The organism is Paraburkholderia sp. BCC1886 (genome assembly GCF_900996245.1).
Taxonomy (GTDB): domain Bacteria; phylum Pseudomonadota; class Gammaproteobacteria; order Burkholderiales; family Burkholderiaceae; genus Paraburkholderia.
Map to the genome: position 1 here is coordinate 136,415 of NZ_CAAJGK010000043.1, position 15,375 is coordinate 151,789.

Here is a 15,375-nt window from a genome sequence, read left to right on the forward strand (position 1 = left end):
TTGTGAATGATGCGGTTTGCCGAGGCGTCAGACTGTCGAGCCGACCGGCTGCGAACGTGCCGGCGTCGAAGGCCCATCGGCGGCGACGTGCGACGACAGGTCGAGAAAATGGTCGTGTTGCTCCGCGAGACTCGCGTGATGCGAAATGCTGATGATCGCGGCATGCGGCAGCCGTTCGAGCAGCGCGCGATACACACGTCGCTCGGTGGCTTCGTCCAGTCCGCTGGTGGCCTCGTCGAGAAACAGGAAATCGGCCTCGCGCAGCATCGCGCGGGCAATCGCCACGCGCTGTCCTTCGCCGCCGGACAACACGCTGCTCCAGCGCTGGCTTTCGTGCAGACGCGTGGTGAAGTCCGCCAGACCGGCGTCGCGCAGCGCGGCTTCGCAGGCGGCATCGTCGAAACGGCTTTCGTCGTCGGGATAGCAGAGCGCCGCTTTGAGCGTGCCCGTTGGCACATAGCTGCGTTGCGGCAGGAATTCGACCTTGCCTGCCCCCGCATGCGGCGGCAGATTCACCGTGCCGCTGCCATAAGGCCACAGACCCGCCAGAGCGCGAAACAGCGTGCTCTTGCCGGAACCCGAAGGCCCGCGCACCAGCCAGCGTTCGCCGGCCTTGAACGTGACGCCGCTCGCCTGCGAGATGACAGCACCGCTCGATGTGGTGAGCGTGACGCCGGGCGTCCCGACTTCGTTGCCTTCGCTTCGAACGAGCGCGATTCGCGATGCCGCGCTCGAACCTTGTTCGCGGTGACGGATCTCGTCGTTCAACAAACGCAGCCGGTTGACGATGGCGCGCCACAATGCGAACGACTGGTACGCCTGCGGGAAATACGACAGCGTGCTGGTCACGGACCCGAAGGCGGACGACAACTGCATCATGCCGCCCAGCGCAATCTTGCGCGCCAGATAGGCCGGCAGAATCAGCAGCGTGGGAACCAGCGTGGTCATGTCGCCAAATGCAAACGTCACGATGTTGATGCGCCGCGTGATACGGATCACTTCCCACATGTTCCGGCGCACGGCTTCAAAGCTATCCATCACGCGCACCGCTTCGCGATCGCCGCCGCGCATGAAGGCGATCTGCTCGGCGTGCTCGCGGATCTGCATCAACCCGAAACGGAAATCCGCTTCGCGGTGCTGGATTTCCGCGTTCAGCGGAATCATTTTGCGGCCGCTCAGGTGCGTGAGCAGCAGCGTTCCACCCGAGTAGACAAACGCCGCGATCACCATATAAGCCGGAATGGTCACCGCCATCCCGCCGGCCGTGAAATGTGCATTGCCGGACAGGCGATACAGCACCACGCTGAACGAGACGGCCGAAACCGGCACGCTGACCAGGGCGAAAAAGATCGTCACGGTCTGCTGGATCAATTGACTCACGTCTTCCGACAGACGCTGGTCCGGGTTCTCGACCCGGCGGTCGCGCTCGATGCGGTAGAACGCGCCGTCGCGGGTCCATGCGCCGACGAGCCTCTGGGTAAGCCACGCACGCCAGCGCGCCACCAGCACCTGACCGAGGTACAGATCGACGATCAACGTCGTGCTCGAAATGGCGAGCGCCATCAGCAAGGTGCCGAACAGGCCGCCGAAAGCATCGACCTGACGCGCGCCAATGGCGTCGTAGAAACGGCCCGTCCAGCTGTTGCGCCAGACCTGGAAATAGATGCCCGCGTAACTCAGCGCGATCTTGGCGACCAGACAGGCCAACGCGAACACGGCTTCTTCCGATACCCAATAAGGCAGCAGCAGGCTCCACCAGGTAGTGTGCTCGCGCGCGAGCAGCCGGTCGGCGAGCGGCGTGACGGCATCGGTACGGGGCGGCTTCGAAAAAATCATGGGGTCAGTGGGCGCCCGTCGGGTCCGGTTCCGTGACGAAGTCGAGCTTCGACAAACCGGCATGTTGAGCAGCGGACAGCACGTGAGCGACCCGGCCATATTCCACGTGCTGGTCCGCGTAGATGCGTACGGCCGGCGTGGGGTCCTGTTTCGCCGCCAGGTTCATCTGCGCGGTCAGTCCGGCTTCGTCGACAGGCTGCCTGTTCCACGCGAGCGTGCCGTCGGCGCGGATCGACAGGTCGATATCATGGGTGTCGCTCTTGACAGGCTCGCTCGCCGCTTTCGGCAGATCGACCTTGAGCGCGTGGCTCATGACCGGCAACGTGATGATGAAGACGATCAGCAGCACCAGCATCACGTCGATCAACGGCGTCATGTTGATGTCGTTGACGAGGTCGCCCTCGCCGCCGTATTCCGGGTTCATGGACATGGCGGCTCCGTTCAGTGAGTCGTGGCCGGGACGGCACGATTGGCGGGTAACGCACGCGCTGCGGCATCGGTCGACTCAGCTGGGCTCGCACGGCGCTGCTTGCCGGTAATGAAGAAGCGTTGCAGTTCGTGCGTATAACGCACCATGCTGTGAATGACCGCCTTGTTGCCGCGCGACGCGGCGTTGTAGCCGAGCACCGCGGGAATCGCGACGAACAGGCCGAACGCCGTCATCACCAGCGACTCGCCCACCGGTCCCGCCACGTGATCGAGGCTCGCGGCGCCCGAACTGCCGATCGCCATCAGCGCGTGATAGATGCCCCACACCGTGCCGAACAGCCCGACGAACGGCGCCGTGCTGCCGATCGACGCGAGCACGGCTAGGCCACCTTGCAGTCTTGCCACATAGTCGTCGAGCACGTCTTTCAGACAGCGCGACATCCACTCGCTCGCGTCGAGCGAGCCGTACAGCATCGCTTCGGTGTCGAAACGCTGCTCGCTCGCTTCACGCGCGGCCAGTGCAAGATCGCGATAAGGGTTCGAGATCGCGGCGCCGAGATTCGAAATGCCGGTGTCGAAATCCTGTGCCGACCAGAACTGCTTGCGCATCACCGCCGTCATCGCGCGCAGACGGCTGACCGAGACCAGCTTCGCAATCAAAACCGTCCACGACGCGATCGACATCAACGCCAGAATGACGACGATGCCGCGCGTGACGAAGTCACCTTCTTGCCAAACGTCGAGAAATCCATAGTGGTTCATGCTTCGCTACTCCAGATACAAGAGGTGAAAATGAGCGTCGACATCATTCGCCCAGACTGAACGAAATGGGCTGGGTGGCCGTGACGTTGCGGGCGATTCCGCTTTCGACGTACGGCTGGCAATGGCCTCGTGTGACCGCGTCGACGGCGGCTGCGTCGAGATCGTCGAAGCCGCTAGAACGCTGCACGGTGACCGAACTGAATCGCCCCGTCCGGTCGATCGCGATGGCCAGGTTGACGATGCCCTGTCGACCGAGACGCCTCGCCTTCGCCGGATAGGAAGGCGCCGGGATCGAGCAGCCGAGTTGCTTCAGTTGCGAGGCGCCGATCGGCTTCGGCAACGCGAGTTCGGCTTTGTCCGGGCTGCCGGCGGGAGCGGCTGCCGTCGTCGCCGGTACTGGCGGTGTAACGGCCGGCGCGGGCGCGGGTGCAGGCGTAGGCGGGGGTGTGGCAACGGACTTGTCCGGCGTGCTCGTCGTCACCTCGCGCGTCGAGTCGCTATGCGTTGCGGCAAGCACGGGCGCCTGATGGGTCTTTTGCGGTAGCGGCTTCGGCGCGGGCTTCGTCTCCTGTTTGGGCTCCTGCCTGGGTTCCTGGCTCGGCTGCGCGACGGGCTGCGCCGCGGGCGCGCTGACGAGCGACACGCGCACGCCGGCAGGCTCCGGCGCGCCGCCTGCCAGTACGAGCGTCGGTGTCGACATCGACCACAGCAGCCATGCGAGCGCGCCCACGTGCAGCAGGACGACCGTCAGCAGGATGCCGTACCCCGTGCGTCTGCCGAGCGCTGGAAAGCCCGATGAAACGGCGGAAGGGACGGCGGGAAGTGCGTGCGAAGCCATGGCGCGTCTGCCGTCAGAAATCGTACGTACCGGTCAACAGCACCGTGCGGGTCGGGCCCATCGGGATGTAGTCGGAGGTCGTGCTGCTGTAGTAGAGGTTGCGGTTGAACAGGTTCTTCACCGACAGGTTCAGACCGAACTTCTTCTTGCGGTAGAACAGGCCGACGTCGGTCTCGAGCTGGGCCGGAATACGGTAGTTGGAGGTGTAACCCACCGCCTGGCCCGCCGTGTAGTACAGCCCTAATCCCACGCCGAGTCCCTGCAACTTCTCGGTCTGGAAGTTGTAGGTGGTCCAGAGGCTGGCCGAGTTGTGCGGAAGATTGACCTTCGCACCCGGCGAGTAGCCCTGAACGTAATCGTTGTACGTGTAGCTGCCGATCACGTTGAGGCCTTTGGCGACCTGCCCCGCGACTTCCAGTTCGAAGCCGCGGCTGACCGCGCCGCCAACCGGAATGTAAAAGCCCGGGTGTTCGGGATCCGAGACGTTCTGGTTGTTGTACGAAATGCGATACGCGGAACCGGTCACGGTCAGCTTGTCGTCGAGGAAGCTGCCCTTCACCCCCACTTCGGCCTGCTCGCTGGTTTCCGGTGCGAGATAAGCGCCGGTGTACGTCGTCGCCGCGTTCGGCATGTAGCCGCGCATGTAGTTGGCGTAGGCCGATACGTCTTCGGTCAGGTCGTACATGACACCGATGTTCGGCGTCCATGCGCTCTGGTGCCAGCCGCGGCCAGCGGTGGTCGTGTCGACCGAGTTGTAGATGCTCTGCAGCTCGTTGGTGTTCCAGAACTGGCTGTTGCGGATCGACCCTAGCACATGGAAGCGCCCGTAATTCGCCTGTTCCTGCAGGAACAGACCCGAGACCGTGATGCTACCGCGAACCACACCGGCCAAGCCCGAACCGTCGCTATTGAGCGTCGGAAACGAACCGGGTGCATAGACGTTCGGGATGACGGCAATCTCGCCACCGTCGTTCCATTCGAACTCGTTGTAATGGCTTTGCTGGTAGTCCCAACCGACCAGTGTCGTCGTCTTAACCGGGCCGAAGTCGTACTTGGCCCGAACGTAATTTTCGAGCGACAGGTTGTAGACATTTTCACTCGTGTCGAAACCCATGAAGACACCCGAATTGCCCGAGAGCAACGTGACCGGCGTCCAGGCCCGCTGTAACTGCTGCGAATCGATGTAGTCTGCGCGGCTCACGAACGTCACGTGATCGCCGAGTTTCTGTTCCAGTTTGTAGAAGACATCGTCCTGGCGACCCGTGAAGCCATCGCTCGGATTGCCCAAGGGGTGATCGAAGCCGTCGGCCACGAAACCGCCGGTCGCCTTGCCGATCGTGTACGAGGGCACCGGGTTCGACGTGACGGAACGGGAGTAACCCACCGTCAGGTCGGTCGTGCGATCTTTCCACTCGAGAGTCGGCGCGAAGTAGTAGTTGCGCTTGCCGTCGTAGCCGCCCGAGTTCTGACCGGCCTGTTCATCCGAGAGGATGAAGCGGTACATCAAGCGGTCGTCTTTCGTCAGTGCGCCCGTGCTGTCGAGCGACGCGGTGACGTCGCCGAAGGTGCCGTAGCTTAGTTGGACTTCGTGAAACGGATCGGCCTGCGGTGTTTTCTTGACCACGTTGATCACGCCGCCCGCGGGGGCGTCGCCCGCCAGAATGGCCGCCGGTCCCTTCAATACCTCGACGCTCGAAATAGCGATGGTCGGGGTCAGCGATGATGAAGTGAGTTCGCTGTTTGCCGAAGTCTGCATCCCGTCGGTCAGAATCGTGGCGCCGGGAAAACCGCGCAGCGCAAACGTAGGCACGCCGAGCGGACCCGGCCGCGCCGTCACGCCCGCCACGTTCCTGAGAATATCCACCAGCGACTGGTCCGCCTGACTCTGAATCACCGCGGCATTGACCACCGAAATCGAATTCGGCGTCGCACTGATCGGCGTATTCGTGCGGGTCAGCGTGCTGGACGATTCGGTCACGTAACCGTTGCCGCCCGAGTCGCGCTGCGCCGCCACGCTGATGATCGGCAGCGACGCGTCGGTCGCCGTATCGGTCGCCGCTGCACCCGTTGCCTGCGCGCTTGCAGCGCCGCCCGATTTCGAGGCGGTGGTCGCAATGCGCCGCACCGTGATGGCGCCGCTCGTCGTCGTCACGCGTTCAAGGCCCGTGCCCTGCAAAGCCTGATCGATGGCCTGCTGCGGCGTCAGCGTGCCGTCCACCGGCGCCGAATTGACCGACTTCACCAACGACTCGTCGAACGACACCAGCGTGCCGCTTTCCTTCGCTATTTCCAGCAGGGTCTGGCTCAACGGCGCCGCGCCCAGATGGTAAGTGTGGCTGGCAATCTGCTGCGCGAACGCATGACCGGCCAGCAACATCGGCACCATGGAAACCGCCATGGCAATGCGTCGAACGATCAAACGGCGCGGTACGTTATGTGTAGTGTGGTTCAACTCGAATTCCCCTAAATCGTCGAAGCGAATTTTCTTTGATTAAACTTGGACTACTAAAGTTATCTAAAGCAACCGGCACCTGATTCACCTGTGCTTTACGCCCGCCCGTTTCTAGATCACGTATCCCAGTGGCAGCGCGGTGGTGCGTTTCATCACTTCCATCGAAAAACTCGAGCTGACATCGAACAGGTCGACTCGGGCAATCAGTTTCTTGTAAATCACATCGTAAGAAGGGATATCCGGAACCAGCACCTTCAACAGATAATCGATCTGTCCGCTCATGCGATGCACCTCTACGACCTCGGGTATCTCGAGGATCGCGTCGCGGAATTGCATCAGCCAGCGCGGCGTATGCTGAGCCGTCTTCACCGCGACGAACACCGTCGTCCCGACGTTGACCCTGACCGGATCGAGCAACGCCACCCGGCCCATCACGAAGCCGTCTTCTTCCAGTCGCTGCACGCGTCGCCAGCACGGACTCGAAGAGAGATTGGCCAGCTCGGCCAGCTCTGCGACCGACAACGTGCTGTCGCGCTGCAACGCATCCAGTATCCGCAGATCTGTTTGATCGATGACCACGTGTGCTCTTCCCGTTAGCTGCGCCCTACGTCATGTGCCGGTCGACACGACACGCATTGCGCTCTTGCCTACTGTGTCGTTCGACGGGCGCAAAAGTGACACCGCTTCGTGCAAATATTTTTTAGCAGGTCACCCGAGTATCGAGAATGGGCCTATCCGGCGGGACTTTCCGGGCTTCCCAGTTGTGCGCATATCCATTGGACACTTGATGCTTTGTCACGCCGCGGCCCGTTTGTTACAGTCGCATCCACTCGGCATACCACCGAGGAATTATTTTTTGTTTGTATCGATTGGTATGCAATATGCTTCCCTCTCGAAGCAGGACATTGGAATGACTGCCCGGAACCTTGGGACGCTGCCGAATAGTGCAACCGCGGCGAACCGGGCGCTTCCTTTCGGTGCGTTGCACCGGATCAGGTATCCGGGCTCGGGGAAATCGGATGGACAACAGGACTACCGCGTATTTGCGCGACGATGCGCAGTGGGCTGCCGACACGGGACGCAGGGACTTTCTCTCGGAAGAATTCCGTCGCAGCTATGAATGGCTGCTCAATCGCGTGTGGCGCAAAGTCGGCTGCTCCTTCGACGCCGAAGATATTGCGTCGGCCACCTTCGTCGAGATCGCCGAACTCAGCGATACGGCGTCGGTCCGCGAACCGCGTGCGCTGCTGACCACGATCTCGCAACGGATCATGACCGACCTCTGGCGTCGTCGGTCACTCGAACGCAACTATCTGGCCTCGCTTGCCGCGAGTCCCGAACCGTCGACGATATCCGCGGAGAACCTCTGCGAAATCATCCAGTCGCTCGTGACGATCGACTCGGTACTGGCCAACCTCTCCCCCAAAGCCCGCGAAGCATTTTTGCTGAGCCAGCTCGACGAGCTCACGTACGCCGAGATTGCGCAACGCCTGTCGGTGTCCGCAAGCATGGTGCGCAAATACATGGCGCAAGCGCTGACTGCCTGCTACATGGCGGTCGCGGCATGAGCCGGCAGGCACCGCGCGTCGACTTCGACGACGCTGCGCAAAGCGCAATCGAATGGGCCGTGCTGCTTCGTTCGGGCGAAATGAACAGCGACGATCAACGCGCGTTCGACCGCTGGTTGAACGGTAGCGACAAGAATCACGCAGCGTGGTTGAAGCTGCAATCGGCGCTTGCCCCGTTCTCGCGCGCCGCGGCGAATGGTTCGGTGATGGCGCGCGAGGCGCTCACGCTAACGAATGCATCCAAACGGAAATTTTTGCGCAACAGCGCGGCCAGCGTGGCGGTGCTCGGCATCTCGGGCCTCGCCGGCGCGGCGTTGTGGCAACGTCAGACGGACGCACAGTACGCGTTGAACGTGCAGACCGGGACGGGCGAACGACGCGACATCGTGCTCGCGGACCGCACCCATCTGTTCGTCAACGCGAAGAGCACGGTTCGGGCGCGGGACGGCTCCTTCAGAACACTGCAACTGCGCAGCGGAACGATGTATGCCGATGTGGCCGCGGATCGTCATGGTTCGCTGTTCAGCGTTCAGACCGACGACGGCTGGGTTCGCACCGCGGCGGCGGCAATGGAAATCGCCACCTCGGACGACGGCACGCTGGTAAGCGTGCAACGCTCGCATGCGGTGATCGAAACGTTGAGCGGGTTGCGCGCGATGCTGCAACCCGGCGACGTCGTGCGATTCAGCCGCGAGTCGATCAAGCGCATTTCCAGTTCGATCGCGGCGGGGCCGAGTTGGCCCAAAGGTTTGTTCGTCGCCTCCGACGTGCCGCTCTCGACGGTGATCGACGCATTGCGTCCGTACTACCGCGGCTTTATTCGTATCACGCCGGACGCGGCCGGGCGACGCGTCAGCGGGGTTTTTCAACTGGACGACACCCGTCAGGCGCTGGATCAGATCGCGCAGACGCTGCCGGTGAATGTCGCGACTTACGCCAACTGCATCGTGATGGTTTCGGCGCGATGAGACGGTCTTGCGCACTGCTGCATGCGTTGCCCTGCTGACGTAGGAGCGTAGGAGCGCAGGCTCCCGCTATACTGTCGCGGCCCCGCGTCGCTCTGACCGGGAACGCCGACGACCGGATCATGAGACGACTTTCCGCTATCAAACCCGCCTGCCTGCCACTCGTATCCACACTCGCACTCGCCGCGTTACTGGCCGGGTGCGGATCATCCGGCCGGTCCGCGCGCGATGCCTCCCAACCGTTGATGTACGTGTCGTCGCCGCGCGCGCCGGCCTACATCGCCGAGTGCCTGGAAAGCCGGCTGTCGCGCGTGCGCCTTTCGCGCGCGGGCAGCACGACCGAGATCGCGGTGGGCTCCGATTCGAACCGCTCGTACTTCGTCACGCTCACGCCGATCAATGCCGGTTCCATCGTCAAGGTCATGCAACCCGCCAACGCGCCGGACGATCCACCGGAACCGGAAATGCGCTTCGACATCGCGCGTTGCGCGACCTGAGACCGGTTACGCCGTACGATTATTTTTATCTCGCGCGGCGGCTGTTTTTTTGACGGCGCATCTGCGAACATAGCCGCCCCTTGTCTTTCAGGCGGCCCCTGTTGCCGCGTTTCGATGGCATCCAGCAAAGCACATCACGCCACCGGTTTTGCCGCCGGTGTCATCGCGGCAGCCGTCGTAGCGCGCGGCGGTTTTTTTCACGTGGGCGTCCTGTTCAGCTTTATCGCGGGCGTGCTGGGCGCCACCGCGCCGGACTGGCTCGAAGTGGCGTGGTGGTCGCGTGCGCGGCGACTGTGGATCACGCATCGCACGTTGACGCATTGGGGCATCGGCTGGCTGGCGTTGCTCGCGGTGTCGTATCACGAGCTGGGGCATTCGGTTTATGCCGCGCCTGCGTTCGGCTTTGCCTGCGGGGGATTGATGCATCTGCTGGCCGATTGGCCGAATCCGCTCGGCGTGCCGTGGATTGCCGGACGGCATTCATTGAATTTGTGGAATAGCGGTCACTGCGACCTGATCGTGGTCGCGGCGTCGTGGGTCGCCGCGTGGTTCGTCGGCAAGCAGATGTGGCCGCAAGGCGCGCATCTGCTTCGACATCTGATCTAGCCGCTCGTCGCCCTCAACTGTTCCTGGGCTCGCTGCGCTCGGCTTCGCGGACCTTGCCTTGCGACACGCTGCTGCCCGGCGGCAAGCTATGCGTGAGCCACACGTTGCCGCCGACCACCGATCCACGTCCAATCGTGACGCGCCCGAGAATCGTGGCGCCCGCGTAAATCACCACATCGTCCTCGACGATAGGATGGCGCGCGTTGCCCTTGATAAGCGTTCCGTCGAGGTCCGCCGCAAAACTCTTGGCGCCAAGCGTCACGGCCTGATACACGCGCACCCGCTCGCCGATGATAGCGGTCTCGCCGATCACCACGCCCGTTCCGTGATCGATGAAGAAGCTCGGACCGATGGTGGCGCCGGGGTGAATGTCGATACCCGTCGCCGAATGCGCGATCTCGTTGATGAAGCGCGCGAGCAAGGGCACGCCGAGACCATGCAACGCATGCGCGAGCCGATGATGCGTCATCGCCCACACGCCCGGATAGCAGAGCAGGATTTCGGTGATGTGCTGCGCCGCGGGATCGCCGGTGAAGGCGGCCTGGATGTCGCTCACCAGCAGCGCGCGAATGCCTGGCAACTGCGTGGCGAACTCGCGCGCCACGGCGAAAGCCCGTGCTTTCAATTCGCCGTCGGGCGTTTCACCGAACTCGGGGAGGAAGCGCAGCGCCCGGCGAATCTGTTCGGCAAGCAAACGCAAAGTGCTTTCGAGCGTGTGGCCGACGTAGTAATCCACCGTTTCGTCGGTCAGATCGGGCGCGCCGTAATGCGTGGGAAACAGCGCCGCGCGCAAGCCGGCGACTATGTTGACGACCGCTTCGCGCGACGGCAATTCGCGAATTCCGAGCGGATGCCGGGTGCGATGCAACTGCTCGCGTGAGGCACGCAGGTCGGCGACGATCTGATCAAGGCCCCAGCTAGGGGCAGGCACGTTAGGCATAAAGGACAGCACCGTGCGAAGTTGCACGGGTCGGAGTGATTGTCCCGAGAGATTACCGTGTTTTGTCGCGGGCCGCGTAGCAGGCAGTAGCGGGCCGCGGCAGCCGAGCATGCGTTCAGCTCAGGCCGGGTGAAATCAAATGGTGACGCTGCTTGCGTCGATCCAGCGTACGGCCCAGTCGCGTGCATGCGCGATGGCGGCGGCTTCGTCGGGAAAGCGCAATTCAGTGGGGAAGAAACGGTTGGCGACCAGTTCGCCGTCGCTCGAGCGGGAGATGACTACGTAAGGTTGCCAACTGCCGTCTCCCGTGCGCGCCGGCGCGCAGTTCAGCAGATAGCCGCGATGTGTGAATGCAGCATCGAAGTGCATGAGTCACTCGCCCTGACGGCCCCATTTAAATGTTTTAGAAAGCGTCCCGCGTTATTCGCGGGCGCGATGAAAACCGCCAAACCGATGCTGTCACGATGATGCTCGTGCTGATGCAAACGAAGCAAACGAAGCTGCAAATATCGGCTGGACTATGCTCGCCGGCTTAAGATCATACTCTGTCGCAAATACCCGTCGATTAAAAAAAACGAAAAGAATCGCGGATGCAATCGACAGTCAAAATGGGCCGCTAACGCAAGTGCAGCATGGCGTCAAACATGTGGGAATAGCTTGCACGATAATCGCTTCGCTCACGCGGAACGGGTTTTGCTGCTCGTCATCTGATTCGCACCGAACTCATCGAACGGAGATTGCACCATGACCAGCGATACCAGGGATACCAGCCAACGAGACAGCCAACGAGACAGCCAACGAGACGACATGAGCGCGCAATCCGACATCAGCGGCCCGATCTCGACTGAAGCACACAACGACCGCACGCACGACAGCACGGTCGATACCGACGGCAAGAATCTGCAGGCGGCGCGCATTGCAGGCCATAGCGCGATTGCTGCCGACGAGGTGACCGGCACAAACGCCACGTTGACGAACAGCGTGCCGGAGACGCCCGACGGCATGGCCGGCTTCGACAGCCGCGTGGGCGGCAACCATCTGATGCTCGCGTTGGAGCCTGGCTATACGGTCGTCGACAAGGGCATGGCAGAGCCGCAGATTCCGTATTCCGCCGATCATCAATCCGACGACCCGCGCCCGGCCGGCAGTCGCAATGAACGCGGCCGGATTCATTATGCCCTCAACCATTTACGTCCCACGCGCGTGATCGAGTTGCAACGGGTGAAATGACTGTTCACTCTGCACGCGCTCACGGGTTGCCCGCGGGTTGCCCGCCGACCCGTCAGCCGCCCTGCACACCTTGCGTGTTTACATAGAGCGAATAAAGCCCGTGACTGGCCGCCATGAACAGACGGTTGCGATGGCGGCCGCCGAAGCAGACATTCGCGCAACGCTCCGGCAACGCGATATGGCCGAGCGGCTCGCCTTCTGCATTGAAGACGCGCACGCCGTCGAGTTCGTCGGTGCCCATACCCCAGCCGCACCACAGGTTGCCGTGCACGTCGACGCGAAAGCCGTCCGGCGTGCCGGCGGCCGCGTCGATCAACACCCGGCTGTTCGATAGCGCCGCACCTTTGTGCGTGACGTCGAACGCGCGAATCTTGCGCGGCTCGCCACGCGACTCCACGACGTAAAGCAACGCTTCGTCCGGCGAAAACGCCAGGCCGTTGGGACCGAGGACGTCGTCCGCAACCATCGCGATTTCGCCGGACTGTCCGTCGATGCGATACACGCACGCCGGCAGTTCCGACGTTTGCCGCTCGCCTTCGTAGTAACTGTCGATGCCGAAAGTCGGGTCGCTAAACCAGATCGAGCCGTCCGACTTCACGACCACATCGTTGGGCGAGTTCAACCGTTTGCCGCGATACCGGTCGGCCAGCACGGTAATGGACCCATCGTATTCGGTGCGCGTGACGCGGCGCGTCAGATGCTCGCAGGAAACCAGGCGCCCCTGGCGATCGCGCGTATGACCGTTCGCATTGTTCGAGGATTGACGAAAGGTCGAGACGGTGCCGCTCGTTTCATCCCAGCGCAGGATGCGATCGTTGGGAATATCGCTCCACAAAAGATACCGGCCGTCGCCGAACCAGACGGGCCCCTCCGACCAGCGCGCCCCCTGATACAAACACTCGACCGAGGCGGAAGCGAGGATCAAAGCCTTGAAGCGCGGATCGAACAAACGGACGGCGGAATCGGGATATCGACGGCTGTTATCGCTCATGCTGGGGCTGGACCTCGAGGACGGGGATGGTTGGGAGAATGAGCGACAAATCGCCTCGATGCGGTACGATGCCGGTATTCGTATGATGATTTGGCTCGTTACTGGCTAAGTGCGTCGAGACCATGCCAGATTCTGTCGCGCAAAATGGGGCGTTTCAACGCGGCGATTATTAACGGCGTGAGTTTATCCTGTATCCAAGGAGTTTAAGCATGTCGCGTGGAACGGCCCATTTAACGAGACGGCAAGGCGTTCTTATACGAATTGATGCCTTTCGCATCAAGATTTCTTCCAAAATCTACCAGCTTGCGAGATATATTTTGGCGACAGATGGTATAAAACGAACGGCTGGTTGAAACAACCTGGTTCCGATCGTCGCCATACTGGCCTTACTCGATTAACTGCAACGGAATATTCGCGAGCCTGAGAGAGTCAAATTGGCGCAACATTTTATCGAGCAGATGGCCCCGCTATTGGATGCCGCCGACGAGAAGGCCTGGTTCGGCGCAATGGCAGGCCTTGCCGAGACGTGTGGCTTCAGGAACATTCTGCTTGCGGTGCTGCCGCGCCCCGCTCTGCGTCAGGAAGACGCCTACTTGCGCAGCACTTACGCGCCCGCCTGGCACCGGGCTTACAACGAACAGGGAATGATTCAGATCGACCCGACGGTATCGCATTGCGCGACCCGCTCTGCACCACTCGTTTGGGCGCCGGAGATATTCAGCACCGAACCGCAGAAGTCGATGTATGAGATTGCGTGTACGCATGGCTTGCGCACCGGCGTGATTCTTCCGATACACGGCCCGAATCAGCAGGCGGGCATGATGTGCTTCATCGACGACAGCGAGCCGACCGATGAATTCCGGCGGCATATTCGCAGCGCTTTGCCAAACCTGACGCTATTGCGCGACCACGTGGTAGACACGAGTGCGCGCCATCTGATCTGTCAGGCCGACACGCCCTTGCCCAAACTGACGCCGCGCGAACGCGAATGCCTGAAATGGACAGCGCGCGGCAAATCCACGTGGGAAACCTCCCAGATCCTGAACTGCTCGGAAGCCGTCGTGAACTTCCATATGAAAAACATCAGGACCAAATTCGGCGTGAATTCGCGGCGCGCGGCCGCGGTCATTGCAACTCAGTTAGGACTTATTGACCCGGACTGAGGAAAGCTGAGCCGTCGCGGCTATACAGCACGCGCTCGGCGCGGCCGAGATCGGCGTCGGATACGGTCTTGGTGAAGTACAGGCCGAGCAGGATGGAAACCGGCGCCGGGATTTCAGCGCCCGACTCGAACCGGCTGCCGCGCGACTGCGTGACGCCGAAGCGCGCCCAGAAACGCCGCTGGCTTTCTTTCTTCTTTTTACGGTAGGCAATGATCAGAACGCGATCCATGGCAGACGGCGCTTCTGCCGGACGCGTCTGGAGGCCGGTTTGCGGTTGCCAGTGATTTTCGTGAAGTTCCATTTTCATGTCCCGTCGGTTGAGGTGCAGGTGTTGTCCCGAATTCTGCGTTATCCGATAAGCATGCACACCTATCCAGGTAGGTAGGTGGCGCCACAATTCAAAATGAATCGTCTGATGGACGGGTTGGCGAAACTTCCTACAAATTCACTCATAACTTGACTTATATCCTGTCAGAACACGCCTTTTTCGGCGATCATGCTCTCTGATCCGTAGTAAACGCTTCCCGGAGCCCCTGTCGATTTTTCCCGATGGCGGCAATCAGCCTCACAAAACGCGGAGTCGATATGTACACACGCATTCTCGTCGCGGTAGACGGCAGCCATACGTCGCGCCGCGCGTTCGAAGCAGCGCTCGGCCTTGCCGCATCCAGCGGCGCTGTGTTGCAGCCGTTTTACGTGGTCGAAAACACCCCTATTTATTTCGAAGCGCCTGGCTACGATCCGTCCGTGCTGCGCAATCGTCTCGTCGAAGAGAGCAAGGAACTGGCGGCGGAATTCGGGGCCGAGATGGCCGCGCGCGGCGTGAAGGGCAAGCTTGCGGCGGGCGAAGCCTCGGCCACCGACGATGTGTCCACGGTCGTGCTCAAGGCGGCCGCGGAATTCAATGCCGATCTGCTGGTCATGGGCACGCACGGCCGGCGCGGCTTCCAGCGCCTGATACTGGGCAGTGTCGCCGAGCGTTGCGTTCGTCAGGCGAGCTTGCCGGTGCTCCTGGTTCCGTCGGCAGCGGAAAAAGCGATTTGACGCGCGCTTGCTGCGACGCGTCATTTTGACGCGAAGTGCGCGAGGTGGCCGGTG

The 15,375-nt window shown here is 61.9% G+C and carries 17 protein-coding genes; 7 read left to right on the forward strand and 10 right to left on the reverse strand.

Annotated elements, in window-relative coordinates; all coding sequences use genetic code 11:
• Positions 1–27: 27 nt before the first annotated feature.
• From FQ746_RS13750 to FQ746_RS13775, 6 genes are all read right to left on the reverse strand, one after another.
• Positions 28–1,836, reverse strand: coding sequence for an ABC transporter ATP-binding protein/permease (locus FQ746_RS13750; RefSeq protein ID WP_186310732.1), 1,809 nt, complete (start codon positions 1,834–1,836; stop codon positions 28–30).
• Positions 1,837–1,840: 4 nt separating this feature from the next.
• Positions 1,841–2,266: an ExbD/TolR family protein gene (locus FQ746_RS13755; RefSeq protein WP_144109935.1), complete on the reverse strand. Its 426-nt coding sequence runs from the start codon at positions 2,264–2,266 to the stop codon at positions 1,841–1,843.
• Positions 2,267–2,277: 11 nt separating this feature from the next.
• Positions 2,278–3,027 carry a MotA/TolQ/ExbB proton channel family protein gene (locus FQ746_RS13760; RefSeq protein WP_144109936.1) on the reverse strand — a complete coding sequence of 250 codons (750 nt, stop codon included), beginning with the start codon at positions 3,025–3,027 and terminating at the stop codon, positions 2,278–2,280.
• 43 nt (positions 3,028–3,070) lie between these two features.
• Positions 3,071–3,865 (reverse strand): TonB family protein, encoded by a 795-nt coding sequence (locus FQ746_RS13765; RefSeq protein ID WP_144109937.1) that lies wholly within the window; start codon positions 3,863–3,865, stop codon positions 3,071–3,073.
• Between the two features lie 13 nt (positions 3,866–3,878).
• Positions 3,879–6,317 carry a TonB-dependent siderophore receptor gene (locus FQ746_RS13770; protein ID WP_260854021.1) on the reverse strand — a complete coding sequence of 813 codons (2,439 nt, stop codon included), beginning with the start codon at positions 6,315–6,317 and terminating at the stop codon, positions 3,879–3,881.
• A 111-nt stretch (positions 6,318–6,428) separates the two neighbouring features.
• Positions 6,429–6,890: an Lrp/AsnC family transcriptional regulator gene (locus tag FQ746_RS13775; protein WP_222105880.1), complete on the reverse strand. Its 462-nt coding sequence runs from the start codon at positions 6,888–6,890 to the stop codon at positions 6,429–6,431.
• A 446-nt stretch (positions 6,891–7,336) separates the two neighbouring features.
• On the opposite strand from FQ746_RS13775, the gene FQ746_RS13780 reads away from it, so the two are divergent.
• The 4 genes from FQ746_RS13780 (at position 7,337) to FQ746_RS13795 (ending at position 9,953) form a co-directional block, all read left to right on the forward strand.
• Positions 7,337–7,885, forward strand: a complete 549-nt coding sequence (locus FQ746_RS13780) for a sigma-70 family RNA polymerase sigma factor (RefSeq protein WP_144109939.1) — start codon at positions 7,337–7,339, stop codon at positions 7,883–7,885.
• The gene (locus tag FQ746_RS13785) at positions 7,882–8,853 is read left to right on the forward strand and encodes a FecR family protein (protein WP_144109940.1); all 972 of its coding nucleotides are present in this window, start codon (positions 7,882–7,884) and stop codon (positions 8,851–8,853) included. The genes FQ746_RS13780 and FQ746_RS13785 overlap by 4 nt, the downstream gene beginning before the upstream one ends.
• A 119-nt stretch (positions 8,854–8,972) precedes the next feature.
• On the forward strand, positions 8,973–9,347 hold the full coding sequence (locus tag FQ746_RS13790) for a sugar ABC transporter ATPase (RefSeq protein WP_144109941.1): 375 nt from the start codon (positions 8,973–8,975) through the stop codon (positions 9,345–9,347).
• 114 nt (positions 9,348–9,461) lie between these two features.
• On the forward strand, positions 9,462–9,953 hold the full coding sequence (locus FQ746_RS13795; protein WP_144109942.1) for a metal-dependent hydrolase: 492 nt from the start codon (positions 9,462–9,464) through the stop codon (positions 9,951–9,953).
• Positions 9,954–9,966: 13 nt separating this feature from the next.
• Here FQ746_RS13795 and epsC read toward each other — a convergent pair whose 3' ends face one another.
• Both epsC and FQ746_RS13805 read right to left on the reverse strand, forming a co-directional pair.
• Entirely contained in the window at positions 9,967–10,893 is a 927-nt protein-coding gene (epsC, locus tag FQ746_RS13800; protein ID WP_186310733.1) for a serine O-acetyltransferase EpsC, read from the reverse strand.
• A 135-nt stretch (positions 10,894–11,028) separates the two neighbouring features.
• On the reverse strand, positions 11,029–11,262 hold the full coding sequence (locus FQ746_RS13805; RefSeq protein WP_144109944.1) for a hypothetical protein: 234 nt from the start codon (positions 11,260–11,262) through the stop codon (positions 11,029–11,031).
• 438 nt (positions 11,263–11,700) lie between these two features.
• Between FQ746_RS13805 and FQ746_RS13810 the strand changes: the two genes are divergently transcribed.
• Positions 11,701–12,123, forward strand: a complete 423-nt coding sequence (locus FQ746_RS13810; RefSeq protein WP_144109968.1) for a DUF3005 domain-containing protein — start codon at positions 11,701–11,703, stop codon at positions 12,121–12,123.
• 52 nt (positions 12,124–12,175) lie between these two features.
• Here FQ746_RS13810 and FQ746_RS13815 read toward each other — a convergent pair whose 3' ends face one another.
• A complete protein-coding gene (locus FQ746_RS13815; RefSeq protein ID WP_144109945.1) occupies positions 12,176–13,114 on the reverse strand; it encodes an SMP-30/gluconolactonase/LRE family protein in 939 nt (312 codons plus the stop codon).
• 458 nt (positions 13,115–13,572) lie between these two features.
• Between FQ746_RS13815 and FQ746_RS13820 the strand changes: the two genes are divergently transcribed.
• Positions 13,573–14,277, forward strand: a complete 705-nt coding sequence (locus FQ746_RS13820; RefSeq protein ID WP_144109946.1) for a helix-turn-helix transcriptional regulator — start codon at positions 13,573–13,575, stop codon at positions 14,275–14,277.
• Here the strand turns inward: FQ746_RS13820 and FQ746_RS13825 are convergent.
• Positions 14,261–14,578 carry an XRE family transcriptional regulator gene (locus FQ746_RS13825; protein WP_144109947.1) on the reverse strand — a complete coding sequence of 106 codons (318 nt, stop codon included), beginning with the start codon at positions 14,576–14,578 and terminating at the stop codon, positions 14,261–14,263. The genes FQ746_RS13820 and FQ746_RS13825 overlap by 17 nt on opposite strands.
• A 284-nt stretch (positions 14,579–14,862) precedes the next feature.
• On the opposite strand from FQ746_RS13825, the gene FQ746_RS13830 reads away from it, so the two are divergent.
• Positions 14,863–15,321, forward strand: a complete 459-nt coding sequence (locus FQ746_RS13830; protein WP_144109948.1) for a universal stress protein — start codon at positions 14,863–14,865, stop codon at positions 15,319–15,321.
• The last annotated feature ends 54 nt before the right edge of the window (positions 15,322–15,375 follow it).